This window comes from Streptomyces sp. NPDC016459 (genome assembly GCF_040632845.1).
GTDB lineage: Bacteria > Actinomycetota > Actinomycetes > Streptomycetales > Streptomycetaceae > Streptomyces.
Genome location: NZ_JBEYCR010000007.1, coordinates 121,047 through 144,689, shown reverse-complemented (window position 1 = coordinate 144,689; position 23,643 = coordinate 121,047). Strand labels below are relative to the sequence as shown.

Here is a 23,643-nt window from a genome sequence, read left to right as displayed (position 1 = left end):
GAGCCGTCCGGGGGAGAATCGGCTTGCGACGAATGAAGGGGTCAGCGGAGTGTCGACTGCAGTGCAGACGGAGACGAAGGACCGTACTGAAGCGACTGTGGGGGGCCTGCCGGTCGTAGAGGCTCCCCGCACGATCGCACCCAGGGACGCGCGTGAACTGTCGAAGGTGTTCTTCAGCAGGATGGCCGTACTGGAGGAGGGAACCCCCGAATACCAGTACGCGCGCAACACGCTGATAGAGATGAACATGTCGCTCGTGCGCTACGCGGCCGGCCGCTTCCGGGCCCGTGGCGACGAGATGGAGGACATCGTCCAGGTCGGCATCATCGGCCTGATCAAGGCCATCGACCGGTTCGACATCTCCCGCGAGGTGGAGTTCACCACCTTCGCCGTCCCGTGCATCGTGGGCGAGATCAAGCGCTTCTTCCGTGACACCTCCTGGGCCGTCCACGTACCGCGCCGACTCCAGGAGGCGCGCGTCGAGCTGGCCAAGGCGACGGAGGAGCTGAGCTCCCGCCTCGGACGGGCCCCGACCGTCTCGGAGCTCTCGACCCTGATGAACCTCTCCGAGGACGAGGTCATCGAGGCCCGGATCGCCTCCAACGCCTACCGCTCCACCTCGCTCGACGCGGCCATCGGCGGTGACGACGAGGACGGCGCCATGCTCTCCGACCTCATGGGCGAGGAAGACCCGGCGCTCGCGCTCTTCGAGGACTTCCACGCCCTCGCGCCGCTGATCGCCGAACTCGGCGAGCGGGACCGTCTGCTGCTCCACCTGCGCTTCGTCGAGGAGCTGACGCAGTCGGAGATCGGGCAGAGGCTCGGCGTCTCCCAGATGCAGGTGTCGCGCCTCCTCACGCGCAACATCGCCCGCCTGCGCAAGGGGATGCTCGCCCCCATGGAGGCGTGAACCCCGGGGGGTGTGAACCCCCCGGGCCACGAACCCTCCACCAGGACCGAACGGCCTCACCGGCTTCCCCCCCTACCGGTGAGGCCGTTCCCCTGCGTGCGCCGCACGGCGCAACCGCCGCTTCAGGGACCGGCGTTCGTCGTCGTCCAGGCCGCCCCAGACCCCCGTCACCTGGCGGGAGTCGTCCAGGGCCCAGGCGAGGCACTCCTCCCGCACCGGACAGTGTCGGCAGACGTCCTTGGCCTCCTCGGCCTGGACCAGAGCGGGGGAGCCGGTCCCCACCGGGAAGAAGAGATCGGGGTCGACGTTCTGGCAGGCCGCGGCCGTGCGCCAGCTGTCCATCGGTCCTCCTGACGTAAGAGCGGACAAGTCGTTGCTTCTCGGCTGACCGGTCGTCGGCTCTTGAAACACCGATCGCGGCGGATTCGCCGGATTCGGCAGATTCGGCAGATTCGCCAGGTCCCGCGGATCCGGCGGATTCGGCGGGGAAAGAGGGGGCACCCGAAGGTTCTGACTCAGGGGAGGAACGGATATGACCACAGTGGGATCGTCGACGTCGGTGGCGAGAAGAGCCGCCCGCGGGGAGGTCGTCCGAACGGCGGCCCGGGCGGGCTTCGTGGCGCGCGGTGTGCTGTACCTGCTCATCGGGGCGCTGGCCGTGCGGATCGGTGCGACGGGTTCCGACGAACAGGCCGACCGCGGCGGGGCCCTCACGGACGTCGCCTCGACGTCCTTCGGGTCCGTACTCCTCTGGGCCCTCGGCATCGGTCTCGCCGGGATGGCGTTGTGGCGCCTTTCGGAGGCCCTCTTCGGTCTCGCGGGGCCGAAGGGCGACCGGGCCCGCAAGCGCGCGCTGTCCGGCTGCCGCTTCGTCTTCTACGCCGTCACCTCCTTCCTCGTCCTGTCCTTCGCGGCGGGGGACCGGGGCAGCGGCGCCGGTGCGACCGACCGCCAGAGCCAGGACATCACGGGACGCCTGCTCGGGCTGCCGGGCGGACAGTGGTGGGTCGGCGCCGTCGCGGCCGGCTTCCTGGGAGCCGGGCTGTGGATCGCGGGCCGTGCCGTGGCGCGCAAGTACCGCAAGCGCCTGATGTGGGGGCGGATGCCGAAGCACCAGCGCCGCCTGATGGACGTCACCGGCGTGGCGGGCGGGGTGAGCCGCGGACTCGTCTTCGCCGCCCTCGGCTTTTCGGGCCTGAAGGCGGCGATCACGTTCGACGCGGGCCAGGCCAAGGGCATGGACGACGCGATCCGCTCGTTCGCCCAGACCCCGGTGGGACCGTGGCTGCTGATAGCCGTGGCCGTCGGACTCGTGCTCTTCGGCGTCTTCTCCTTCGGCCAGGCGAAGTGGCGCGACGTCTGACCCGCCCCACGACCCGGGCCGACGGCGACGGCCGACCGGGAGCCCGGGCATCGGGGACGGGCCGACGGCCCACCCCGATACCGTCCGATTGAGCCCTCCGCCCCCCTTCGGGCTATCCTTGGACCCATCACACACCTTCGGCGCCGCGCAGCGCCGGCCGGCGACGACGCCGGACCGGCCCGCGGTGCCTTCGTCGTGTCCGAGCCCCCACCACCCCCGGGGAACCTCGCGCCCGGCGAGGAGACAGAACAGGGGGGCGGGATTGGCCGCCGTGCGGAAGTACTTCATGGCCCCGGACCCGGGACGCGTCCGGCTCCGGGTCTCGCTGCGGGCCGTCCTCGGCGTCACGCTCGCGGTCGCCCTGGCCGAGCTCCTCGGCCTCTCGCTGACCGCCTCCATCACCGCCGGTCTCGCGGCCCTCCTCGCCCTCTTCACCGTCGCCGACCCCACCGTCCGCCGCCAGGCCGTCACCACCGCCCTGCTGCCCGCCGTCGGCTTCCCCGTCCTCGCACTCGCGACCCTCCTGCACGGCGCGCCCGCGCTGCGGGACACGGCCTGGCTGCTCGTGGTCTTCGCCGGCGTGTACGCCCGCCGCTGGGGGCCGCGCGGGCACGCGCTCGGGATCTTCGCCTTCATGCAGTTCTTCGTGACGCAGTTCCTGCACGCGCTCCCGTCGCAGCTCCCCGAGCTCTACGCGGCTGTCGCCCTGGCCCTGCTCGCCGTCGGCGCGGTCCGCTTCGGTGCCTGGTGCATCGAGCGGCGCGTCCCGCCTCCCGCCGCACCCGCCCCGCTGCCCGGCACCGGACTCGCCCGCCCCACGACCCGCCAGGCCTTCCAGGCCACGGCGGCCTGCGCCGTCGCCCTCGCCGCCGGCCAACTGATCTCGCACGAGCGCTGGTACTGGGCCGTCGGCACCGCCTGGTGGATCTTCGTCAACACCGCCTCGCGCGGCGAGACGCTCGTCCGGGGGTTCCGCCGGGTCCTCGGCACCGTCGTCGGCATCGCGGCCGGCCTCCTGATCGCCGTCCCGCTCGGCGGCGCCACCGCCCCCACCGCCCTGCTCGTCGGCGTCTGCGTCTTCGGGATCTTCTACACCGCCCCGCTCTCGTACAGCTGGATGATGTTCTTCGTCACCGTCATGGCGGGACTGCTCTACGGACTGCTCGGCGTCCTGCACCCCGGGCTTCTGCTCCTCCGCTTCCAGGAGACCGCGGTCGGCGCGATCGGAGCGGTGATCGGTGTGGCCCTGCTCCCCGTGACCACGCACGCCGCCACCAACGCCTGGATCGAGCGGGCCGTGACCTGCGTGCACACGTGCACCACCGCAGCCGCCCGGCGCCTGGCCGGCGACCCGGGCGTGGACCCGGCGCCGCACGCCGCCGAACTGGAGGTCCTGCTCGGCCGGGTCCGGCTCTCCGTCGCACCCCTGGTGCACCCGCTGAGCCCGCTGCGGGCCCGCAAGGCGCGGGCGCGCCGGGTGCTCGCGCTCCTGGACGACTGCGCCCGTGAGATCCGGGGCCTCGCCGCCGTCGCCGCCGACCCGGACGCCTCGCACGACGCCCGGCTCGTGGCCGCCGCCTGGCGGGTCGAGGCCGCGGTCCACGCCCTCGTACCCCCGGCGCAGCCGGTCCCGGCGTCGCCGTCCGACGCGGCGGGCGTACCGCACCACCACCCCGGCGCGGAGGCGGCACTCGGTCATCTGCACGGTCTGGAACAGGCCCTCGTCGGCCTCGCTGCACCGCTCCGGACCTCGGTCCGGGCCCCGCTGCTCCCGGCCGCCTGACCCATCGCAGCCGTCCCACCCCCTGGTCTAGACCGCCTGCTACCGTCGGCCGGACGCAGGCCGGTCGACCACGACCGGCCCGGTACAGGGGAGGCGCCGTGAGCGGCACAGGGACGGTTCAGGGACGGAACGCGGTACGGGCGTACATCGGCTCGTTCACGTCGGCCGGCGGGCGGGGCGTCCTGGCCGCCGACGTGGACGTGGAGACCGGCGCGCTGACCGTCACCGGTGGCAGCGACGCCGTCGCCGACCCCTCCTTCCTCGCCCTCGCGGGCCCCGTGCTCCATGCCGTGTCCGAGACCGGGGCGGGCGCCGTGGCCGCCTTCGACGTCACCGGGCCCGCGCCGCGGCCGCTCGGGGCGCCCACCCCCGTCGACGGCGAGGCCCCCACCCACCTCGCCCTCGCCGCCGGGCACCTCCTCACCGCCAACTACACCTCCGGCAGCGTCACCGTCCTGCCGCTCGCCGAGGACGGCACCCCGCGGCCCGCCGCGTCCGTCCTGCGCCACGACGGAACCGGACCCGTCGCAGCCCGCCAGGCCGGCCCGCACGCCCACCAGGTGCTCCCCGACCCCAGCGGCCGGTGGATCGTCAGCGTGGACCTCGGCACCGACTCCGTACGGATCTGCGCCCTCGACCCCGGGACCGGGACGCTCACCCTCCACGGCGAGACGGCGCTGCGCCCCGGCACCGGCCCCCGCCACCTCGCCTTCCACCCGGCCGGCACCCACGCGTACGTCCTGAACGAACTGGAGCCCACCCTCACCGTCTGCCGCTGGGACGCGGTCGCGGGCGTCCTCGAACCGCTCGGTGAGACCCCCGTCGTCCCCGAGGGCACCACCGGACCCAGCTACCCCTCCGAGATCGTCGTCGCCCCCGACGGACGCTTTCTCTGGGCCGCCGTCCGGGGCGACGACACCCTCGCCGTGCTCGCCGTCGACCCCGACGGAGCCAAGGCGGCCCTGGTCGCCACCGTGCCCTGCGGCGGCACCTGGCCGCGCGACCTGACCCTCGGCCCCACCGGCCGGTATCTGTACGCGGCCAACGAGCGCTCCGGCGACGTCACGTGGTTCGCCGTCGACCCGGAGACCGGGATCCCCGCGCGCGCGGGCGCGATCGAGGCCCCGGCCGCCTCCTGCGTGGTCTTCGGCTGAGGCACCGGCTCCCGGAGCCCCTGGGATACGCCGAAGGGCCCGCACCGGACGTCCGGTGCGGGCCCTTCGGCGTACGGGCGGGGTGGCGCGGCCGCGAAGGCCTCAGAACGAGGGCGCGCCCTGCGGCTGCTGAGGAATGCCCAGAGCGGCCGTGTACTGCGAGAGCACCAGCTTGCCGATCGCCGGGTAGGCCCCCAGGGGCTCGGCCGCGGCGCATCCGGCCTCCTTCGAGGCCTCGTCGAGCAGGCCCTCGGCCAGTTCCGGGCCGATCAGGTACGGGGCGAGGGCCAGCTGCTCCGAGCCGGCGGCGCGCAGCTGCTGGGCGATCGAGGCGATCGACCCCTCCTGGTCGAGCGCGGCGGCCATGACCGGGACGGCGAGGCGCGCGGCGAGCAGCATGCCGGTGATCCCCGCGGCCTGCACGGCCTCCTCGCCGCCGACCGTGGCCAGGATGATGCCGTCGGCGGCCGTGGCGACCGTGAAGAGCCGGGCGCGGTCGGCACGGGCCAGGCCCGCCTCCGAGAGACGCACGTGCAGGGCCTCGGCGAGCAGCGGGTGCGGGCCGAGGACGTCGGTCAGCTCGGCGGTGTTGCCCGCGTCCATCACGGCCTGGCGCACGTGGCGCGTCTGGGCGCTGTCGGGGCCCGCGAGCAGCGGCACGACGACCGCGGCGGGGCCCGTCGGGGCGCTGACCTCGCGGCCGGCGGCCACGGCCAGCTCGTACCGCTGGGTGCGCAGCGAGGCGGCGGCCGTGAGCATCGTCGTGAGCGAGGGGTACTCGGTGTCGTCGCCGTCCAGGAAGCCGATCAGGGCCTCCAGGCCGGGCAGCTCGGAGCGGGCGATGCTCACGACCTCTTCGGCGAGCGATCGTATGGCGGCGGACGGCACGCCGGGCACAGCGAGAACCAGTGCGGGAGCGCCCTCGGGCGCCGCCGCGGGTTCGGGGCGACGGTGCCGCCCGGACTGACGGGGTCGAGGCATTCGTACAGGCAGGCCGGAAGCAGGCCCAGTGGGGGAGCTCATGGCGCCGCATGCTACTGGTTTCGCCCGGACCGCCGTCGGTTGAGGTGCGATCATGCACCTTGTGCCCCCCTATGTCCGCCTTGGTCGAGGTCCGGCCCCCGCCACCGCCTCCCACCTGGGCGGATGCCTCCGCGCCTATGCCGACGAGGCTCCGAACAGTCGCAGCAACGAGGGATCCTCCGGCAGCCGCAGCGTGCCGATGGCGAGTGCCGCGGCGAGCGCGACCGCCCCGGCCGTCGGATCCCCCGCCGGGTCCACGGTCCGGGCGCGCGGGATCCGCTCCGCGAGCGCGGCGCGCAGCGGTACGAGCAGCCCGTCGCCCATCTTGAACAGGCCTCCGGTCAGGGCCACGAAGGTCCCGGGGCCGGTGGGGCAGGCCGCCTCGGCGGCGTCGGCGATGTGGCCCGCCGCACGCGCCAGGATGTCCGCCGCCACCGGGTCCTCCGCGGCACACCGCCCCACCTCGGGGGCGAACGAGGCGAGCACCGCGGGCCGGTCCGTACGCGGGTACAGCGCGCCGGGCAGCCCGGCCGCCGGCCCGAACAGCTCCTCGGCGCGGGCCAGGAGCGCCGGGGAGCCGCCGCGCCGCCCGTCGTACGCGCGCATCGCCGCTTCCAGGCCGGCCCGTCCGATCCACGCGCCGCTGCCGCAGTCGCCGAGGAGATGCCCCCAGCCGTCGGCCCGCCGCCAGGACGTGAGGTCCGTGCCGAGCGCGATCATGCCCGTCCCGCCCGCGACGACCGCGCCCGGCCGCTGTCCGAGCGCCCCGGCGTACGCGGTGACGGCGTCGGCCGCGAGCGCGAGCCGCCCCGCCCCCCACGCGTCGGCGAAGGCGCCCGGCAGTTCGGCCCGCAGCTCGTCCCCGAGGGTCGCCATCCCCGCCGCCCCGACGGCCACGGCGACGACCGGCCGTCCACCGTGGGGCGCCGTCAGAGCCCGGACGGCGGGCAGGACCTGGGTGAGGAGATGCCGGGCGGAGATCCCGCCGGGACCGGTCCGCACCGGCTCCTGGGAGACATGACGGCCGAGGACGACACCGCTCCCCGCCTCGGCCAGGTGCACCCTGAGCCCCGATCCCCCGGAGTCGACGCCGACGACCAGGCCGTCGCAGGAGCCGGGGGACTCGTTCACGGAAACCACGGTGCACCGTCCTCGCGGGGTGGGGCGGGGGAGTGGGCGGAGTCTAGGAGACCGGCCGGGGAGCCGGTCGGGTCGGGGTGTCACTGTAGGCCGGTAGAGTGACGGACCGTGACAGCGCGACCGTTGAAGGAACTGGTGGAGCCCGGCTGGGCGGAGGCCCTCAGCCCCGTCGCCGGGCGGGTGGCCGAGATGGGCGACTTCCTGCGTGCGGAGATCGCCGCGGGCAGGACGTACCTGCCGGCCGGGCAGCACGTGCTGCGGGCCTTCCAGCAACCGTTCGACGAGGTGCGGGTCCTGATCGTGGGTCAGGACCCCTACCCCACCCCGGGAATGGCGATCGGGCTGAGTTTCGCGGTGGCGCCGGAGGTCCGTTCGCTGCCGGGGAGCCTGGAGAACATCTTCCGGGAGCTGCACACCGATCTCGGGATGCCGAGGCCCTCCAACGGCGACCTGACCCCGTGGACCCGCCAGGGCGTCCTGCTGCTCAACAGGGCGCTCACCACGGCCCCGCGCAAGCCTGCCGCCCACCGCGGCAAGGGCTGGGAAGAGGTGACCGAGCAGGCCATCCGCGCCCTGGCCGCCCGGGGCAAGCCGCTGGTGTCGATCCTCTGGGGCCGCGACGCCCGCAACGCCCGCCCGCTTCTCGGCGACCTGCCGGCGGTCGAGTCCGCGCACCCCTCCCCGATGTCGGCCGATCGCGGCTTCTTCGGCTCCCGCCCCTTCAGCCGCGCCAACGAGCTGCTTCTGGAGCAGGGCGCCCAGCCGGTGGACTGGCGCCTGCCCTGACGAGGGGGACAGGCGCCGAGCGTCCGGGCATCCGCGCCGCTGTCAGATCACCGCCGCCCGGACGCACAGCACGTCCGGCAGGTGTCCCGCGAGGAGCTGCCAGCTGTCCCCGTCGTCCGCGCTCGCGTACACCTCGCCGTTGCGGTTGCCGAAGTACACGCCCGCCGGGTCCGCGTCGTCCGTGCACAGGGCGTCCCGGAGCACCGTGCCGTAGTGGTCGCTCTCGGGCAGCCCCTTCGACAAGGGCTCCCAGGTGGCTCCGGCGTCGCTCGTGCGGTAGACCCGGCACCGGCGGCCGGCCGGGACCCGGTCGGAGTCCGCGGTGATGGGGAAGACGTAGGCGGTGTCCGGCCGGTGGGGGTGCGCGGCGACCGCGAAGCCGAAGTCCGAGGGCAGTCCGGTGCCGATGTCGGACCAGCTGGTGCCCGCGTCGTCGCTGCGGAACACGCCCCAGTGGTTCTGCAGGTAGAGCCGGTCCAGGTTGCCCGCGTCCTGGGCGATCTTGTGGACGCACTGCCCGAACTCGGGATCGGGGTCAGGCAGGAACACCGCCGACACCCCGTGGTTGGAGGGTTCCCAGGCGGCCCCGCCGTCCCGCGAGCGGAACACCCCGGCGGTGGACACCGCGACCGTCAGGGCCTCCGGGTCGCGCCGGTCGGTCACCACGGTGTGCACGGCCTCGCCGCCCCCGCCGGGCACCCACTGGGAGCGGGTCGGGTGCTCCCAGAGGGGACGGACGAGCTCGAAGGACTCCCCGCCGTCCGCCGACCTGAAGAGCGCCGCCGGCTCCGTCCCGGCGTACACGACGCCGGGGGAGTGCTCCGGCGCCGGGTGCAGCTGCCAGACGCGCTCCAGGGAGGCGCCGGTGTCCTCGGGGAACTTCACGGCGGGCCGCGCCGGCTCGGTCCAGCTCCTCCCGAGGTCGTCGGAGTGGAAGACCGACGGCCCCCAGTGGGCGCTGTCGCCGCCCACGAGCAGCCGTGGGCTCGCTCCCCGCTTGTCGATGGCCACCGAGTAGACGGCCTGCGCGGGGAAGGCCGGATCGTCGAACTCCCAGCGGCCGTCGTGCCTGCGGCCGATGAAGAGTCCCTTGCGGGTGCCTACGGTGAGGAGTACGTCGGGCATGGATGCCACCTCCAGGACGCCGTTGTCGCGGATACGGGCCAGTCTGCACCCGCCCACTGACAACGGCCCCCGGACACTCCCGCACCCGGCGCCCGGAGCGCGACGGCCGGGATGACGCCCGGCGCCCGGAGCGCGACGGCCCCGGCGCCCGGAGCGCGGCAACCGGGGCCGCCCCCGGCGTCCGGAGCGCGGCGTCCCGAGCGCGAGCGTCAGATCGCCCAGGCGTACGGAGCCGGGGCCTCGGGTTTCGAGGCGCCGAGGTCGCGGGCGGCGCGGCGGGCCCAGGAGGCGTCGCGCAGCAGCTCGCGGCCGAGGAGGACCGCGTCGGCCTCACCGTTGGCGATGATCTTCTCGGCCTGTCCGCTCTCGGTGATCAGACCGACGGCCGCCACCGGCAGTCCGGTCTCCGCCTTGACCCGGGCCGCGAAGGGCACCTGGTAGCCGGGACCCACCGGGATCTCGGCCGGCCCACCGTTGCCGCCGCTGGAGACGTCGAGGAGGTCGACCCCGTGCTCGCGGAGGAGCGCGGCGAACCGTACGGTCTCGTCGACCGTCCAGCCCTGCTCCTCCAGCCAGTCGGTGGCCGAGATGCGGAAGAAGACGGGAAGTTCCTCGGGCCACACGGACCGCACCGCGTCGACGACCTCCAGGGCGAGGCGGGTGCGGTTCTCGAAGGAGCCGCCGTACGCGTCCGTGCGGTGGTTGCTGTGCGGGGAGAGGAACTCGCCGATGAGGTAGCCGTGGGCGCCGTGGATCTCGACGACCTGGAAGCCGGCGTCGAGCGCGCGGCCGGCCGCGGCGGCGAACTGGCCGGTGATCTCCCGGATCCGCTCGACGGTCAGCTCGGTCGGCACCGGGTACCCCTCGGCGAACTCGACGGGGCTGGGCGCGACGGGCTGCCAGCCGGGGCCGCCCTGGGGGACGGGGCCGCGGCCCTCCCACGGAGGCTGGGTCGAGGCCTTCCGGCCGGCGTGGCCGATCTGGATGCCGGGCACCGTGCCGTGCTCCTTGAGGAAGGCGGCGATGCGGCGCAGGCTCTCGGTCTGGGTGTCGTTCCAGAGGCCGAGGTCCGCCGGGCTGATCCGGCCCTCGGGGGCGACGGCGGTCGCCTCGACGAGGATGAGTCCGGTGCCGCCGGTGGCACGGGAGGCGTAGTGGGCGAAGTGCCAGTCGTTGGCGACACCCGCGTTCGGTCCGGTCATCTCGGCCGAGTACTGGCACATGGGCGCCATCCAGACCCGGTTGGGAACGGTGACGGACCGCAGGGTGTAGGGCTCGAACAGGGCGACGCTCATGACGGACTCCGTTTCGGGGTGCCTCGAAGGGACGCTAGTACGGTAACCCTCGTAGTACGGCATCTGTCAAACTACGAGGATCCTCGTACTACTCGTACACTGGGCCGTATCCCGGATGAAGTGGAGCCGCCGTCATGACGACCGCCCCCAGCCCTCGCGCCCTCGACCACCCCGCGCGTGACCAGATCCGTCTGGAGGCGGTGCTGCACGCCCTCTCGGACCCGGTGCGGCTGCGCATCGTGCGGGACATGGCGCGCGAGGGCGCCGAGCTGAGCTGCTCGTACTTCGACCTCCCGGTGACCAAGTCCACGACGACGCACCACTTCCGGGTGCTGCGCGAGAGCGGCGTCATCCAGCAGGTGTACCGCGGCACGGCGAAGCTCAACGCACTGCGCGGGGACGACCTCGACGCCCTCTTCCCCGGCCTCCTCGGCACCGTCCTCTCGGCCGCCGCCGCCCAGGCCGCCCGCGCGGGCGGGACGCTGCCCGCGGACGCCTGAGGGGCGTCGCCCCACGCGGCCTCGGGGACCTACAGCGACCGCATCCTGTTGATCTCCGAGGTCTGCTGGGCGATCACGTCGTTCGCCATCTCCTCCACGAGGACGTTGTTGCCCTCGCTCAGCACCTCGGCGGCCATCGTCACCGCCCCCTCGTGGTGCGTGATCATCAGCTTCAGGAACAGCGCGTCGAAGGCCTTGCCCTTCGCCTTCCCCAGCTCCTCCAGCTGCTCCCCGGTCGCCATGCCCGGCATCGAGTGATGGTCGTGACCGGCCTGCTCGCGCGGTCCGCCGTTGTTCTTCAGCCAGCCCTCCATCGCGCCGATCTCCGGTTGCTGTGCCGCCGCGATCCGCTCGGCCACCTTCCTGACCTGGGTCGATCCCGCCCGCTGCGGGGCCAGCGCCGTCATGGTCAGGGCCTGCCTGTGGTGCACGATCATCATCTGCGCGTAGCGGAAGTCCGCGCTGTTCGGGCTCTCGTCCGGGAGGAGCCGGGCGGCCTCCTCCGGGGATATCCGCCGGGCCGGCTCACCGGGCTTCCCCGGCGCCACCACCGATTTCCCGGCCGAGGCCCCGGCCTCCGGCGCGCCCTTGTCCGACCCCGACTCGCAGGCGGTCAGGGCGAGTACGGCGACGGCGGACAGGGTCACGGCGACGACGGCACGCTGACGGCGGATCAACAACGCGACCTCCAGATGTTCTTGCGGGGACAGTGACCGTTCCTAGCACTTTTCGCGGGGCCTTCGACCAAAAACCTTGATTACATCTGTGTTGCCATCTGTTGAGATGTGCACGGCAAGGAAGATACTGCCGAGGTCCAACACCCGTTCAACGCCGAACGGATACCAGGGAGGACGGAGTGACTTCGTTGCGTACCCCGCGTACCACGTCCATCACGCGCGACCCGCGTGCACGGCTCAGACGCCTGGGCGTGGCATCCGCCGCGGCCGGACTGCTCGCCACACTGCTCGCGACCGGCCCCGCGGCCGCCACACCCGACCCCGGAGACGCCCCCGTACAGGGCAAGGTCTCCGCGGAGCAGGCGGCGGACGCGCGCTCCGCCATCCAGAGCGGTGAGATACCCGGCGTGGACGAGATCGTCCACAGCTCCAACATCGAGCACCTCGCGAACATCCCCAAGGACGCCCTCAAGGGCACCAACTCGGACCTGGCCTTCCAGGGCAGGTACGCCTTCGCCGGCAACTACGACGGCTTCCGGATCTTCGACATCAGCGACCCGAAGGCCCCGAAGACCGTCGCCCAGGTCCTCTGCCCCGGCTCCCAGAACGACATCTCCGTCTCCGGGGACCTGCTGTTCCTCTCGACGGACTCCTCCCGGAGCGACGACAGCTGCGCCAGCACCTCGCAGCCCGCCACGGTCAAGGAATCCTGGGAGGGCATGAAGATCTTCGACATCAGCGACGTCGCCGACCCGAAGTACGTCGCCTCCGTCGAGACCGCCTGCGGCTCGCACACCCACACGCTGGTGCCGGAGCGCAAGGACGTCTACGTCTACGTCTCCTCGTACTCGCCCAACGCCGCGTTCCCGGACTGCCAGCCCCCGCACGACGGCATCTCGGTCATCAAGGTGCCCCGCAAGGCGCCCGAGAAGGCCGCGATCGTCAGCTTCCCCGTCCTCTTCCCGGGCGAGGGCCCGGACGGCGGCGGCAACCCCGGCGGACCCACCAACCCGGGCGTCTCCAAGACCACCGGCTGCCACGACATCACCGTGCTGCCCGAGAAGGACCTCGCGGCCGGCGCCTGCATGGGTGACGGCATCCTCTTCGACATCGAGGACCCCGAGCACCCCCGGGTGATCGACCAGGTCCAGGACAACGTCAACTTCGCGTTCTGGCACTCCGCGACCTTCAACCAGAAGACGAACAAGGTCGTCTTCACCGACGAGCTCGGCGGCGGCGGCGCGGCCACCTGCAACGCGGCGGTCGGCCCGAACCGGGGTGCCAACGGCATCTACGACATCGTCGGCAAGGGCAAGCACCGCGAACTCGTCTTCCGCAGCTACTTCAAGATCCCCCGGCACCAGGCCGACACCGAGAACTGTGTCGCCCACAACGGCTCGCTGATCCCGGTCAAGGGCAAGGACCTCATGGTCCAGGCCTGGTACCAGGGCGGCGTCTCCGTCTGGGACTTCACCGACTCGGCCAAGCCCAAGGAGATCGCCTACTTCGAGCGCGGCCCCGTGTCCGCCACCACCATCTCCACCGGTGGCTCCTGGTCCGCGTACTACTACAACGGCTACATCTACTCGAACGACATCGCCAAGGGCTTCGACGTCCTGAAGCTCTCCGACCGTCGTACCGACCCCGCGAAGCGCATCCGGATGGACGAGCTCAACGTCCAGACCCAGCCGGACTACTTCGACTTCGACGACTGATCGGCACCCTGAGGGCCGGCTGACGGCCTGAACGTCGGCGTGCCGTCGGGCGGACCCCCGTCCGGCGGCACGCCCGCCTCCCAGTCGAGGCCGTACCGGTGGAACAGCTCCGACCGCAGCCGCGCCAGCGGCATCCTGGCGCCCGGCAGCAGCACCGCCACCACCGCGCCCATCAGCAGGGCGCGGAGCAGCGGATAATCCGTGTCCACGTCGGCGGAGCCGTACCGGGTGACCGTGTCCCGCAGCAGGAACGCCAGCCGCTGCTGCTCCTCGCACTGCACGAACCCCTCGGCCTGCAGGATGCCCGCCATATGGGTCCGCATCAGGGTGGGCCGCTCCGCCGCGAGGCCCAGGACCGCGTCGATCGCGCGGGCCAGCCGCTCGCGGCCGTCCTCCGTGCGCGGCTCGCGCTCCAGCGCCTCCTCCAGGGTGAGGTGCATCAGACGGTGCACCGCCGCCTGCAGGAGCTGCCGCTTGCCCGGGAAGTAGTACGAGATCAGCCCCCGCGCCGTACCCGCACGCTTCGCGATGTCGCCGAGCGTGGTCGCCTCGTAGCCGCGCGTGTCGACCAGCTCCACCGTGGCCTGCAGAATGCGCTCGCGCGATCTGCGTCGAAGCTCTTCATTGACCGATGGGCTACGCGGGGACATGCTGGACTCCTGCGTTGACTGGCTGCCGGCCAATATACTCGGCGCATCCCGTCGGCCTGCCCGTGTGGCATACCGCCGGGGATGCCGTCTGTTCTGGGCGACACGGGGGATCGTCCAGAACAGGCGGCTTCATCGTGTGTCTCCCATTCTGCTCCCGCCGTTCTCCCCGGGGCAGGGGTCGGCGGCGGCCCCGCGCCGTTCGCTCCGGCGGTACGTCAGGACCGCGACGGCCACACAGCACCAGCCGAGGAGCCAGCCGGCGAGAACGTCCGAGAACCAGTGCACGCCCAGGTAGACCCGCGTCCAGCCCACGCCGAGCACCGACACGAGGGCGACCCCCGCGAGCGTGCCCCAGCCGCGCCACTCGGGCCTCCAGCGCAGCGCGAGCACCCAGAGCAGCAGTCCGCAGGTGACCGTGGCCGCCATCGCGTGCCCGGAGGGGAAGGCGGCGAACCGCGCCGAGTCCACCGGATCCACCCACTGCGGCCGCTCCCGGCCCACCAGCGCCTTCAGGCCCTGCTGGAGCGCCAGGGCCAGCAGGCTGGTCGCCGCCACCCACAGCGCCGTGCGCCGCTCGCCCCACCACCACAGCAGGACGACGGTCGCCGCGGCGAGGGCGCGCATCGTCACCGGGTCCCAGACCCAGTCGCTGAGGACGCGGTGGACTCTGGTGAGTCCGGGATGGGCGAGGGCTTCGCGGTGGAGCGACTCGGCGACGGACCGGTCGAAGGAGAGCAGTGGCGTCCACCCCACCGCGACGAGGACGAGCAGCAGAAGGGCCAGGACACCGGAGATCATGGCGGAGGAGCGCATATCCCGATCCTGCCCGACGAACGGCTTCGCATGATCCTCCCCGCGCCACGCGTCCTGCCGGTGTGCTCGGCAAGGGCTCCTACTCCAGCGCGCTGAGGGCCGGGACGAATGCGACGAGTACGGGGACCACCGGCACCAGGGCCGCGGCGGCGGTGAGCCGGAGGCGGCGCCCCGCCGTGAGCCGGGGTGCGGCGGTCAGCAGACGGTTCACCCGCCGGGGAAGGTCCGCGTACGGGGCGGAGCCGGGGCCGAAGACGCCCCGGTCCTCGTTCAGTTCGACCAGCGCGAGGGCGATCGTCAGACGTCCGAACCGGCGCGAGGCGACGTCGTCGGCGGCCAGCTCCACGAGTCGGTGCATCTCCTCGCGGAAGCCCGCGAAGACCGGGATGCCCGGGAACCCGGCGGCCAGCGCAGCCGAGCAGTGCAGCAGCCAGTCGTGCCGGGCGCGCGCGTGACCCTGCTCGTGCGCCAGGACCGCGTCGAGCTGGGGGCCCTTCAGGCGGCGCAGCGCCGCCGTGGTGATGACCAGCTGGGGCGTGGTCCCCGCGAGCCACCAGGCGTGCGCCCGCTCGCCCTCCAGGACCACGAGACGCTCGCTGCCTGGCGGTTCCCCCGGCAGCAGGGGGGAGCGGACGAGCAGCTCGCGGCGCCGCCGGCGCCGCCGGGCGCCGGCCTGGCCGATCTCCCGGCCCAGCATCGCCCCGGACCAGACCCCGCCGGCCGCGAGGACCACCGCGAGGACCGCGGACCAGGGCCCGGTCGTCCCGAACTCGTACGCGTCGACCACCGCGCGCGGTGCGGGCGCGAAGAGGTGCCCCCGTACGGCTTGCCAGGCGGTCGAGGCGCTGAACGTCATGGACAGCGCGAAGCTCAGCAGCACGGCGGCGACCGCGCACTGCCACACCCAGAGGGCCACCACGGGTTCTCGCTCCACCCAGTCCGCCCGCGCCAGCAGCCGGGGGGCCGCGAGCGCGGTCAGGACGCCGAGCAGGAGCAGCGCGAGGGAGACCCACATGGGCGTCAGCCTATGAGTGCGGTACGGGTCGGGGGTATGGCCCGGGACGGCAAGTGACGTACGCCACGGTGTGGTTGACCGGCCGCCTCGCAGGGTCACACGGATCCCATGGGGTCACGCCCGCCCTACGGGGTCACCCACCCGCACCAGGCACACGGGCCTCACAGGGCCACGAGCATGGCCAGCATGGCGAGCGCCATCGTCAGTCGGCAGACGAGTGCCAGCTCCGGCCGGGTCGTCCATGCCTGTCCGGCGCCGCCACCCGCGATGGCCGCGGTCGCCGGCACCAGTCCCGCGCCCGTGTGGAGCACGTACGCCATGTAATAGAGGAGCAGCCCGCCCGTGAGGGCGGGTATGCCGCCCGTGGTGCCGATCGTGTGCCCCGTGTGCGCCCCCGTGGTGGGCGCCGCCATCGCGACCGCCATGTACACCATGGCGAGCGAGCCGACCAGATGGTGCAGATGGTGACCGCCGCGCCGGAGCGTGAGCAGGCCGTGCAGGGTCGCGCCGCCGAACACCGCGGCGTACACCGCCCAACTCCATCCCGGCGGTGTGAGCACCGTCGCGGGCAGTGCCATGGACGCCATCCCGAATCCCATCAGCGCCTCGCCGCCCGCCGCCCGCCGTTCCTCCCCGGCGCAGACGCGCATCCGGATCAGGCAGTACACGCCTGTCGCGGCGCACAGCGCGACCATCAGCCACCCGGACAGGGCCGGTCCGTGCACGGCACACCTCCCCCTCGACGCCGTCCCCTCCCCGGAGCCTTTCCCGCCGCCACCCGGACCCACGCGGGCGCACGGACGCGCACAGGCGTACGGAGGGGAGCGAACGGCGCGCGCGTTAGGCTCGGGCCGATCGCGTACGGCGATCGTCAGCGCCCGAGGGGAGCCCCGCTCACATGGACACCGCCACGTCCCGCCCGGACACCGCCACGCCGCACGGGAAAGGCGGGATCAGCTACCGCGAGGCGGTCCGGGACGACGTCCCGGCGCTCGTCCCGCTCGTCGAGTCGGCCTACCGCGGCGACGCCAGCCGGGGCGGCTGGACCACCGAGGCGGACATCCTCCAGGGGCAGCGCACCGACTCCGACGGCGTGGCGGCCGTGATCACCGCCCCCGACAGCCGGCTGATGGTCGTCGAGCGCGACGGCGAGATCGTCGCCTGCTGCCAGCTGGAGCACCGGGGGGAGGCGGCCTACTTCGGGATGTTCGCGGTCCGTCCCGATCTGCAGGGCGCGGGCCTGGGCAGGCAGATCATCGCGGAGGCCGAGCGCCGGGTGCGTGAGCTCTGGGGCGCGCGTGAGATGCACATGACGGTGATCTCCGTACGGGAGGAGCTCATCGCCTGGTACGAGCGGCGCGGCTACCGGCGTACCGGCCGGATGTCGCCCTTCCCGTACGGCGACGAGCGCTTCGGTGTGCCCCAGCGCGACGACCTGGAGTTCGAGCTGCTGGTGAAGCCGTTGACCTGACCGGGCGGCGGAAGGGTGGCCTCGGCCCTGTCGGACAGGAAAAATTTCCGTCGACAGGGGGGTCGCACAGGATAATTTCTCTTGCTCCCCTTGTGGTGGAGATCCGTCGATGGTTACGGTGTCTTGACGCCAGGTTCTCCTGTGGAGGAAGAGGAATGACGGAAATTCTTGTGCAGGACGTGACCAGCGAGGGGATATCCCTCGAGGCCCGGGTGATCGACCACCCCGCCTGGCCCGAACTCAAGGATGCCGTGGAGGAGATCCGCGCCTGGCAGAGCACGGACGGCTCCATCGACTTCGAGGCCGAGGGCGCTCCCGCCCGCTCCCTCGTCGAGCTGACGCTCGACCGCGTCACGGCGGCGGTCGAGCAGCTCTCCCCGCTCGTCCCGCACGACGGCGCCTACCACCGCGCCCTCGTCGCCGACCTGCGCAAGTGGTCCGAGAGCGGCTTCGCCGTCCCGGACTTCCTGGACTCGCTGCTCGCCTTCCAGCCGGCCGCCGACCGCGTCGACGGGCTCCAGCACCTCGTGCTGTTCCCGATGTACACGCAGAACGGCAACCCGCACCGCAACCTCGAAGCCGTCGTGCTCCGCATGGTGTGGCCGGAGTGGCTCGCCGAGCTCGAAGCGACCCGCTACGACAACCCGCTCTTCTGCGGCATCACCTTCGAGGACTTCACCGCCGGGTACGACACCCACTCGGCCGTCCTCTTCCCGGAGACCATCGCCGTCCGCGAGGCCCCCGAGCGCTTCACCTGGGGCGGCATCTTCTGCGACCGCGAGGCCGCGCGCTTCCGCAAGGTCACCGAGGCCGCCGTCGACACGCTGGGCCTCCAGCTGCCCGCCGACATCGCCGCGATGATCGACGACCAGGAGCGCTGCGAGAAGGCCTTCGTGCTCTGGGACATGGTCCACGACCGCACCCACAGCCACGGCGACCTGCCCTTCGACCCCTTCATGATCAAGCAGCGCCAGCCCTTCTGGATGTACGGCCTGGAAGAGCTCCGCTGCGACCTCACCGCCTTCAAGGAGGCCGTGAAGCTGGAGGCCGAGGGCAACGCGCACGGCCGGGACGTGCAGTACGCGGTCCTCTTCGACCGCATGTTCCGCTTCCCGCTCTCCGGCGACCGCAACCGCAACTACGACGGTCTCGGCGGTCAGCTCCTCTTCGCGTACCTGCACAAGCACGACGTGGTGCGCTGGACGGACAACACCCTGAAGATCGACTGGCAGCGGGCCCCCGAGGTCACCAACCAGCTCTGCGCCGAGATCGAGACCCTCTACCGCGACGGCATCGACCGCCCCAAGCTCGTCCACTGGTTCAAGGCGTACGAGCTCGTCTCCACCTACCTCGCCCCGCACCCGGGATCGAAGTGGGCCAAGGGTCCCGACGCCCTCGACCTGTCGCTGCCGCCGCGCAAGCTCGTCGACGACGTGCTTCCGGACGAGTTTCCGCTCAGCATGTTCTTCGAGGCCCTCGCCAAGAAGCTGAAGGGCGTGATCGCCGACACCAAGGGCATCACCGCCGCCGACGTCCCGCGGACCGAGCGGGCCGCCGCGTGAGCGCTCGTACCGAGGACACGGAGGAGGCGTCGCCCATGAACGCCAACGGAAACGGCGGGTCGCTGGAAGGCGCCGTCATCGCGGTCGCGGGCGCGGCGGGCCCCGCGGGCCGGGCCGCCCTGCTGCGGCTCGCCGAGGCCGGCGCGACCGTCGTCGGCTCCGACGCGGACCCGACGAGGCTCGCGGAGGCCGTCGACGCCGCCCGCTACGCGCACGGCGGGGCCACCGTCATCGGCGACACGGTCGATCTGCTCGACCTGGACGCCACGCGCGACTGGGCCGCGAAGACCGAGAAGGAGTTCGGCCGGATCGACGGCCTGGTCCACCTGGTCGGCGGCTGGCGCGGCAGCGGTTCCTTCACGGACACCGACCTCAAGGACTGGGACTTCCTGGAGAAGCTCCTGATCCGTACGGTCCAGCACACCTCGCTCGCCTTCCACGACGGACTGCTGCGCGCCGGCGGACGCGGCCGGTACGCCCTGATCAGCCAGGTCGGCGCGCACAAGCCGCTGGCCAACAACGCCGCCTACAACGCCGGCAAGGCCGCCGCGGAGGCCTGGACCCTCGCCATGGCGGACTCGTTCCGCAAGCTGGGGGGCGACGACGGCCCGCAGGCGGCGGCTGCGATCCTGGTGATCAAGGCATTGGTGCACGACGCCATGCGCGCCGAACGCCCCAACGCGAAGTTCGCGGGCTTCACCGACGTCGGCGATCTCGCCGACGAGATCGCCGGTCTGTGGGACAGGCCCGCCCAGGAAGTGAATGGACAGCGTCTGTGGCTGACCCCCAAGCCGTGACCGCGGCCCTCGGCCCCAGGACCGACGCGCGTCGGCATCACGACCCGTCGGTCCGGGGCTTCGCCAGCGACAACTACGCCGGCGCCCACCCCGAAGTGCTCGCGGCTCTCGCCCTCGCCAACGACGGCCACCAGGTCGCCTACGGCGAGGACCAGTACACCGAGCACCTCCAGCGCGTCATGCACAGCCACTTCGGCTCCCGCGCCGAGGCCTTCCCGGTCTTCAACGGGACCGGGGCGAACGTGACCGCGCTCCAGGCGCTCACGGACCGCTGGGGCGCCGTCATCTGCGCCGAGTCCGCGCATATCAACGTCGACGAGGGCGGGGCGCCGGAGCGGATGGGCGGCCTCAAGCTGCTCACCGTGCCGACCCCGGACGGCAAGCTCACCCCCGAGCTGATCGACCGGCAGGCCTGGGGCTGGGAGGACGAGCACCGGGCGATGCCCCAGGTCGTCTCGATCACCCAGAACACCGAGCTGGGCACCGTCTACACCGTCGACGAGATCCGCGCGATCGTCGAGCACGCCCACGCCAAGGGCATGAAGGTCCACCTCGACGGGGCCCGGATAGCCAACGCGGCCGCCTCGCTCGACGTGCCGATGCGGGCGTTCACCAACGCGGTGGGCGTCGACGTCCTCTCGTACGGGGGGACGAAGAACGGCATGCTCTTCGGCGAGGCCGTGGTCGTCCTCAACCCGGACGCGGTCAGCCACATGAAGCACCTGCGCAAGCTGTCCATGCAGCTCGCGTCGAAGATGCGCTTCGTGTCGGTGCAGCTGGAGGCTCTCCTCGCGAAGGACCTGTGGCTGCGCAACGCCCGGCACGCCAACGCGATGGCGCAGCGCCTCGCGGCGGGGGTGCGCGAGGTGGACGGCGTCGAGATCCTCTATCCGGTCCAGGCCAACGCGGTCTTCGCCCGTCTGCCGCACGAGGTGAGCAGGCGGCTCCAGGAGCGCTTCCGCTTCTACTTCTGGGACGAGACCGCCGGGGACGTGCGCTGGATGTGCGCCTTCGACACCACGGAGGACGACGTGGACGCCTTCCTCCAGGCCCTCAAGGAAGAACTCGCCCGCTGACCTCAGGGCTGCATGGATATACGGCCGGATGGAAAGTCATTGACTTCCGTCCGGCCGTTTCCCTACGCTCGCCCCGCATGGAACTCGTTCAGCAGAACCCCGACATCGCCGCCTATCTGGCCGCGAGCGAGGCCGTCGACCATGAGCACCCGGTGGTCCGCGCCGTGGCGGACGATCTCTCCGACCGGCATCCCGACGCATACGCATACGCGGCAGCGGCTTATGCCCGCGTACGAGACACGGTCCCGCACTCCATGGACACGGGCGACCTCCGCGTCACCTGGCGCGCCTCCGACGTCCTTGAGCAGCGGACCGGCATCTGCTACGCCAAGTCCATCGCGTACGCCGCGCTGTTGCGCGCCCGGGGCATTCCGGCGGCCCTCTGCTATCAGCGGCTCGCCGACGACGACGGCATGAACCCCGTGATCCACGGTCTCGTCGCGCTCCTGCTGCCCGGCGAGCGGAACTGGGCCCGGCAGGACGTGCGGGGCAACAAGCCCGGAGTCGACGCCCAGTTCTCCCTGAGGGAGGAGCGGCTGGCCTGGACCGTACGCCCGGAGTCCAATGAAGTGGATTATCCAGTGCTCTACACTGAACCTCACCCGGCTGTTCTGGACGCGCTGCGCGCCGCGCCCGACCGGCCGCCCCTCCTCTGGCGGACGCTCCCCACGGAACTCTGACCCCCGTACACCAGCGAACGGCGGACCATGACCCTCACGCTCACCGTCTCCGACGAGGTGCGCACCCTCGTCCCCGGTTTCACCGCCCTCGTGATCGAGGCCCACGGTCTGGTCAACGGGCCCAGCGACGAGACCAGCGCGGCCCTCCTCGACGAGGCCGCGCGCCGGCTCGCCGAGCGCCTCGACGGCCGGACTCCGGACCAGGACCCGCACGTAGCCGCCTGGCGCGCCGCGTACACCGCGTTCGGCGCCAAGCCCTCCCGTACCCGCAACTCGGCCGAGGCGCTGGCCCGCAGGGCCCTCGCGGACGGCGGGCTTCCCCGGATCAACCGGCTCGTCGACGCCTACAACGCGATCAGCGTCGCCCACCTCATCCCGGTCGGCGGCGAGGACCTGGGCAGGATCCAGGGCGCCATGCGCCTGGTCCGGGCCACCGGCGACGAGCCCTTCGTCACCACGGCGGGCGGTACGGAGACGGTCGAGCACCCCGAGCCCGGGGAGATCGTCTGGTGCGACGAGGCGGGGGTCACCTGCCGGCGCTGGAACTGGCGGCAGGGTCCCCGCACGCGGATCGACGACGACACGGTCGACGCGGTCTTCCTGCTCGAATCGCTCGCCCCCATGACCCGGGACGAGCTCCTCGCGGCGGGCGCCGAGCTCGCGGAGTCACTGGAGAAGCTCAGCCCCGGAGCCCGGATCACCGTCAGGGACCCGGAGTAGCGGTTCCTCGTCGGGACCTCACGGCACCGGGGCGCATCGGAACGGCGGGGCCGCCCCGCGCCTGCCGCGGAACCCGGCCCCGCTCCCGTACGAGCGTCAGCCCGCGTCCTTGACCTGGGCCGCCGTCGGAGCCGTGCCCCCGAGGTGCGCGGGCACCCACCAGGTGTCACTCGCGTCCTTGGGGCGCACCGGATAGGCGCGCTGGGCGGCCTCGAGCAGCTCCTGGACGTGCTCGCGCAGCCGTCGGGTGATGGCACCCGCGTACTGGTCGGCGGGGGCCTCGACGGGCTCGCCGACGCGGATCGTCACCGGGATGTGGCTCCGCTTGAAGTTCCGGGGGCGGCCCTTCGTCCACAGTCGCTGGGTGCCCCAGAGCGCCATCGGGATCAGCGGAACGCCCGCCTCCTGCGCCAGGCGCGCCGCACCCGTCTTGAAGCCCTTGAGCGTGAACGACTGCGAGATGGTCGCCTCGGGGAAGACTCCGATGATCTCGCCGGCCCGCAGCGACTCCAGCGCGTGCTTGTAAGCGTGCTCGCCCTGCGCCCGGTCCACCGGGATGTGCTTCATGCCGCGCATGAGCGGGCCCCCGATCTTGTGCCGGAAGACCGACTCCTTCGCCATGAAGCGCACCAGGCGCTTCTGCGGCAGGGTCGCGAGACCGGTGAAGATGAAGTCGAGGTAGCTGATGTGGTTGCTCACGAGCACCGCCCCTCCCGTCCGCGGGATGTGCTCGGAACCCTGGGTGTCGATCTTCAGGTCGAGTGCCTTGAACAGGGTGAGCGCGGCACCGACGACCGGTCGATAGACGAGTTCTGCCATCGGAGAGGAACCTCTTCTTCGTGTGCCCGGGGAAGGTCTCCCCGCGAAGTTACGCGGCCGTAGGTTTTCGGCTTCGGGCAGATCGTGCCCCATGCGGGGCGCCGTGACCAGTCCATGTGGCCTCGTACGGGGAGATTTCCGTCACTCGCGGTGGCCGTGGCGGGAATCGTACGCGCCCGTGCGACGCTGCACCGGACGACGTGTCCACAGGAAGGGAAGTGGGATGACCGAGGTGCTCGGACCCGAGGCGCTCGGCGCCGAACTGGGGGAGCGGGCCACCCTCGTCCAGTTCTCCACGGCCTTCTGCCAGCCCTGCCGGGCCACGCGCCGCATCCTCGCCGAGGTCGCCGTGATGGTGCCGGGCGTGGGGCACGTGGAGATCGACGCCGAGGAACGGCTCGATCTGGTACGCGAACTCGGCATCGCGCGGACCCCCACCGTCCTCGTCCTCGACCGGGCGGGCCGCGTCGTCCGGCGGGCCGCGGGGCAGCCGCGCAAAGCGGACGTCATCGCCGCCCTGGGGCGCGCGGTCTGACGCGGTGACACTTCTCGCACATCCCGGTGCCCAC

Annotated in this window: 25 protein-coding genes; 14 read left to right on the top strand and 11 right to left on the bottom strand. The window is 72.4% G+C overall.

The window, feature by feature from the left end; translation table 11 throughout:
* Window positions 1-97 precede the first annotated feature (97 nt).
* On the top strand, window positions 98-910 hold the full coding sequence (locus tag ABZ567_RS19210; protein ID WP_360791698.1) for an RNA polymerase sigma factor SigF: 813 nt from the start codon (window positions 98-100) through the stop codon (window positions 908-910).
* A 72-nt stretch (window positions 911-982) separates the two neighbouring features.
* Here ABZ567_RS19210 and ABZ567_RS19205 read toward each other — a convergent pair whose 3' ends face one another.
* A complete protein-coding gene (locus tag ABZ567_RS19205) occupies window positions 983-1,252 on the bottom strand; it encodes a WhiB family transcriptional regulator (RefSeq protein WP_360791208.1) in 270 nt (89 codons plus the stop codon).
* A 190-nt stretch (window positions 1,253-1,442) separates the two neighbouring features.
* On the opposite strand from ABZ567_RS19205, the gene ABZ567_RS19200 reads away from it, so the two are divergent.
* The 3 genes from ABZ567_RS19200 to ABZ567_RS19190 all read left to right on the top strand — a co-directional run bounded on the left by ABZ567_RS19200 (window position 1,443) and on the right by ABZ567_RS19190 (window position 5,210).
* Entirely contained in the window at window positions 1,443-2,273 is an 831-nt protein-coding gene (locus tag ABZ567_RS19200; protein ID WP_360791205.1) for a DUF1206 domain-containing protein, read from the top strand.
* A 286-nt stretch (window positions 2,274-2,559) separates the two neighbouring features.
* Window positions 2,560-4,056, top strand: coding sequence for an FUSC family protein (locus ABZ567_RS19195; protein ID WP_360791695.1), 1,497 nt, complete (start codon window positions 2,560-2,562; stop codon window positions 4,054-4,056).
* A gap of 98 nt (window positions 4,057-4,154) precedes the next feature.
* On the top strand, window positions 4,155-5,210 hold the full coding sequence (locus ABZ567_RS19190; RefSeq protein WP_360791202.1) for a lactonase family protein: 1,056 nt from the start codon (window positions 4,155-4,157) through the stop codon (window positions 5,208-5,210).
* 102 nt (window positions 5,211-5,312) lie between these two features.
* Here ABZ567_RS19190 and ABZ567_RS19185 read toward each other — a convergent pair whose 3' ends face one another.
* Both ABZ567_RS19185 and ABZ567_RS19180 read right to left on the bottom strand, forming a co-directional pair.
* The gene (locus tag ABZ567_RS19185; protein ID WP_360791199.1) at window positions 5,313-6,233 is read right to left on the bottom strand and encodes a hypothetical protein; all 921 of its coding nucleotides are present in this window, start codon (window positions 6,231-6,233) and stop codon (window positions 5,313-5,315) included.
* Between the two features lie 135 nt (window positions 6,234-6,368).
* The gene (locus tag ABZ567_RS19180; RefSeq protein WP_360791196.1) at window positions 6,369-7,373 is read right to left on the bottom strand and encodes a BadF/BadG/BcrA/BcrD ATPase family protein; all 1,005 of its coding nucleotides are present in this window, start codon (window positions 7,371-7,373) and stop codon (window positions 6,369-6,371) included.
* Between the two features lie 108 nt (window positions 7,374-7,481).
* Here ABZ567_RS19180 and ABZ567_RS19175 point away from each other — a divergent pair, with 108 nt between their 5' ends.
* On the top strand, window positions 7,482-8,159 hold the full coding sequence (locus ABZ567_RS19175; RefSeq protein ID WP_360791193.1) for a uracil-DNA glycosylase: 678 nt from the start codon (window positions 7,482-7,484) through the stop codon (window positions 8,157-8,159).
* A gap of 42 nt (window positions 8,160-8,201) precedes the next feature.
* Here the strand turns inward: ABZ567_RS19175 and ABZ567_RS19170 are convergent, their stop codons facing one another.
* The gene (locus ABZ567_RS19170) at window positions 8,202-9,284 is read right to left on the bottom strand and encodes an exo-alpha-sialidase (RefSeq protein WP_360791190.1); all 1,083 of its coding nucleotides are present in this window, start codon (window positions 9,282-9,284) and stop codon (window positions 8,202-8,204) included.
* A gap of 209 nt (window positions 9,285-9,493) precedes the next feature.
* Window positions 9,494-10,579: an NADH:flavin oxidoreductase/NADH oxidase gene (locus tag ABZ567_RS19165; RefSeq protein WP_360791187.1), complete on the bottom strand. Its 1,086-nt coding sequence runs from the start codon at window positions 10,577-10,579 to the stop codon at window positions 9,494-9,496.
* A gap of 134 nt (window positions 10,580-10,713) precedes the next feature.
* Here ABZ567_RS19165 and ABZ567_RS19160 point away from each other — a divergent pair, with 134 nt between their 5' ends.
* Window positions 10,714-11,079 carry a helix-turn-helix transcriptional regulator gene (locus ABZ567_RS19160; protein WP_360791184.1) on the top strand — a complete coding sequence of 122 codons (366 nt, stop codon included), beginning with the start codon at window positions 10,714-10,716 and terminating at the stop codon, window positions 11,077-11,079.
* Window positions 11,080-11,108: 29 nt separating this feature from the next.
* On the opposite strand, the gene ABZ567_RS19155 is transcribed toward ABZ567_RS19160, so the two are convergent.
* Entirely contained in the window at window positions 11,109-11,759 is a 651-nt protein-coding gene (locus ABZ567_RS19155; protein ID WP_360791181.1) for a DUF305 domain-containing protein, read from the bottom strand.
* A 176-nt stretch (window positions 11,760-11,935) separates the two neighbouring features.
* Here ABZ567_RS19155 and ABZ567_RS19150 point away from each other — a divergent pair, with 176 nt between their 5' ends.
* Window positions 11,936-13,471, top strand: coding sequence for a hypothetical protein (locus ABZ567_RS19150; RefSeq protein ID WP_360791179.1), 1,536 nt, complete (start codon window positions 11,936-11,938; stop codon window positions 13,469-13,471).
* Here ABZ567_RS19150 and ABZ567_RS19145 read toward each other — a convergent pair.
* The 4 genes from ABZ567_RS19145 to ABZ567_RS19130 form a co-directional block, all read right to left on the bottom strand.
* On the bottom strand, window positions 13,450-14,121 hold the full coding sequence (locus ABZ567_RS19145) for a helix-turn-helix domain-containing protein (RefSeq protein ID WP_360791176.1): 672 nt from the start codon (window positions 14,119-14,121) through the stop codon (window positions 13,450-13,452). The two genes, ABZ567_RS19150 and ABZ567_RS19145, sit on opposite strands and share 22 nt — an antisense overlap.
* A 129-nt stretch (window positions 14,122-14,250) precedes the next feature.
* The gene (locus tag ABZ567_RS19140) at window positions 14,251-14,919 is read right to left on the bottom strand and encodes a phosphatase PAP2 family protein (RefSeq protein ID WP_360791692.1); all 669 of its coding nucleotides are present in this window, start codon (window positions 14,917-14,919) and stop codon (window positions 14,251-14,253) included.
* A gap of 94 nt (window positions 14,920-15,013) precedes the next feature.
* On the bottom strand, window positions 15,014-15,949 hold the full coding sequence (locus tag ABZ567_RS19135) for a M56 family metallopeptidase (RefSeq protein ID WP_360791173.1): 936 nt from the start codon (window positions 15,947-15,949) through the stop codon (window positions 15,014-15,016).
* A gap of 161 nt (window positions 15,950-16,110) precedes the next feature.
* Window positions 16,111-16,674: a DUF5134 domain-containing protein gene (locus ABZ567_RS19130; protein ID WP_360791170.1), complete on the bottom strand. Its 564-nt coding sequence runs from the start codon at window positions 16,672-16,674 to the stop codon at window positions 16,111-16,113.
* A 173-nt stretch (window positions 16,675-16,847) separates the two neighbouring features.
* Here ABZ567_RS19130 and ABZ567_RS19125 point away from each other — a divergent pair, with 173 nt between their 5' ends.
* From ABZ567_RS19125 to ABZ567_RS19100, 6 genes are all read left to right on the top strand, one after another.
* Window positions 16,848-17,420, top strand: a complete 573-nt coding sequence (locus ABZ567_RS19125) for a GNAT family N-acetyltransferase (protein WP_360791167.1) — start codon at window positions 16,848-16,850, stop codon at window positions 17,418-17,420.
* A gap of 155 nt (window positions 17,421-17,575) precedes the next feature.
* The gene (locus ABZ567_RS19120) at window positions 17,576-18,982 is read left to right on the top strand and encodes a DUF6421 family protein (RefSeq protein ID WP_360791164.1); all 1,407 of its coding nucleotides are present in this window, start codon (window positions 17,576-17,578) and stop codon (window positions 18,980-18,982) included.
* Between the two features lie 35 nt (window positions 18,983-19,017).
* The gene (locus ABZ567_RS19115) at window positions 19,018-19,779 is read left to right on the top strand and encodes an SDR family oxidoreductase (RefSeq protein WP_360791161.1); all 762 of its coding nucleotides are present in this window, start codon (window positions 19,018-19,020) and stop codon (window positions 19,777-19,779) included.
* Complete coding sequence (locus ABZ567_RS19110; protein ID WP_360791689.1) at window positions 19,776-20,855, top strand: low specificity L-threonine aldolase; 1,080 nt, start codon at window positions 19,776-19,778, stop codon at window positions 20,853-20,855. Before ABZ567_RS19115 ends, ABZ567_RS19110 begins: the two co-directional genes overlap by 4 nt.
* Before the next feature lie 77 nt (window positions 20,856-20,932).
* The gene (locus ABZ567_RS19105) at window positions 20,933-21,535 is read left to right on the top strand and encodes a transglutaminase family protein (RefSeq protein WP_360791158.1); all 603 of its coding nucleotides are present in this window, start codon (window positions 20,933-20,935) and stop codon (window positions 21,533-21,535) included.
* Window positions 21,536-21,562: 27 nt separating this feature from the next.
* Window positions 21,563-22,255 (top strand): phenylalanine--tRNA ligase beta subunit-related protein, encoded by a 693-nt coding sequence (locus ABZ567_RS19100; protein WP_360791155.1) that lies wholly within the window; start codon window positions 21,563-21,565, stop codon window positions 22,253-22,255.
* A gap of 96 nt (window positions 22,256-22,351) precedes the next feature.
* Here the strand turns inward: ABZ567_RS19100 and ABZ567_RS19095 are convergent, their stop codons facing one another.
* Window positions 22,352-23,074, bottom strand: coding sequence for a lysophospholipid acyltransferase family protein (locus ABZ567_RS19095; protein ID WP_360791152.1), 723 nt, complete (start codon window positions 23,072-23,074; stop codon window positions 22,352-22,354).
* 223 nt (window positions 23,075-23,297) lie between these two features.
* Between ABZ567_RS19095 and ABZ567_RS19090 the strand changes: the two genes are divergently transcribed.
* A complete protein-coding gene (locus tag ABZ567_RS19090) occupies window positions 23,298-23,609 on the top strand; it encodes a thioredoxin family protein (protein ID WP_360791149.1) in 312 nt (103 codons plus the stop codon).
* Window positions 23,610-23,643: the final 34 nt, after the last annotated feature.

Coding starts and splice junctions, on each gene's coding strand:
- ABZ567_RS19100 (WP_360791155.1), top strand. CDS start 21,563: ATGACCCTCACGCTCACCGTCTCCGACGAGGTGCGCACCCTCGTCCCC.
- ABZ567_RS19170 (WP_360791190.1), bottom strand. CDS start 9,284: ATGCCCGACGTACTCCTCACCGTAGGCACCCGCAAGGGACTCTTCATC.
- ABZ567_RS19125 (WP_360791167.1), top strand. CDS start 16,848: ATGGACACCGCCACGTCCCGCCCGGACACCGCCACGCCGCACGGGAAA.
- ABZ567_RS19205 (WP_360791208.1), bottom strand. CDS start 1,252: ATGGACAGCTGGCGCACGGCCGCGGCCTGCCAGAACGTCGACCCCGAT.
- ABZ567_RS19120 (WP_360791164.1), top strand. CDS start 17,576: ATGACGGAAATTCTTGTGCAGGACGTGACCAGCGAGGGGATATCCCTC.
- ABZ567_RS19160 (WP_360791184.1), top strand. CDS start 10,714: ATGACGACCGCCCCCAGCCCTCGCGCCCTCGACCACCCCGCGCGTGAC.
- ABZ567_RS19140 (WP_360791692.1), bottom strand. CDS start 14,919: ATGATCTCCGGTGTCCTGGCCCTTCTGCTGCTCGTCCTCGTCGCGGTG.
- ABZ567_RS19195 (WP_360791695.1), top strand. CDS start 2,560: ATGGCCCCGGACCCGGGACGCGTCCGGCTCCGGGTCTCGCTGCGGGCC.
- ABZ567_RS19135 (WP_360791173.1), bottom strand. CDS start 15,949: ATGTGGGTCTCCCTCGCGCTGCTCCTGCTCGGCGTCCTGACCGCGCTC.
- ABZ567_RS19115 (WP_360791161.1), top strand. CDS start 19,018: ATGAACGCCAACGGAAACGGCGGGTCGCTGGAAGGCGCCGTCATCGCG.
- ABZ567_RS19200 (WP_360791205.1), top strand. CDS start 1,443: ATGACCACAGTGGGATCGTCGACGTCGGTGGCGAGAAGAGCCGCCCGC.
- ABZ567_RS19185 (WP_360791199.1), bottom strand. CDS start 6,233: ATGAGCTCCCCCACTGGGCCTGCTTCCGGCCTGCCTGTACGAATGCCT.
- ABZ567_RS19145 (WP_360791176.1), bottom strand. CDS start 14,121: ATGTCCCCGCGTAGCCCATCGGTCAATGAAGAGCTTCGACGCAGATCG.
- ABZ567_RS19090 (WP_360791149.1), top strand. CDS start 23,298: ATGACCGAGGTGCTCGGACCCGAGGCGCTCGGCGCCGAACTGGGGGAG.
- ABZ567_RS19105 (WP_360791158.1), top strand. CDS start 20,933: ATGGAACTCGTTCAGCAGAACCCCGACATCGCCGCCTATCTGGCCGCG.
- ABZ567_RS19095 (WP_360791152.1), bottom strand. CDS start 23,074: ATGGCAGAACTCGTCTATCGACCGGTCGTCGGTGCCGCGCTCACCCTG.
- ABZ567_RS19165 (WP_360791187.1), bottom strand. CDS start 10,579: ATGAGCGTCGCCCTGTTCGAGCCCTACACCCTGCGGTCCGTCACCGTT.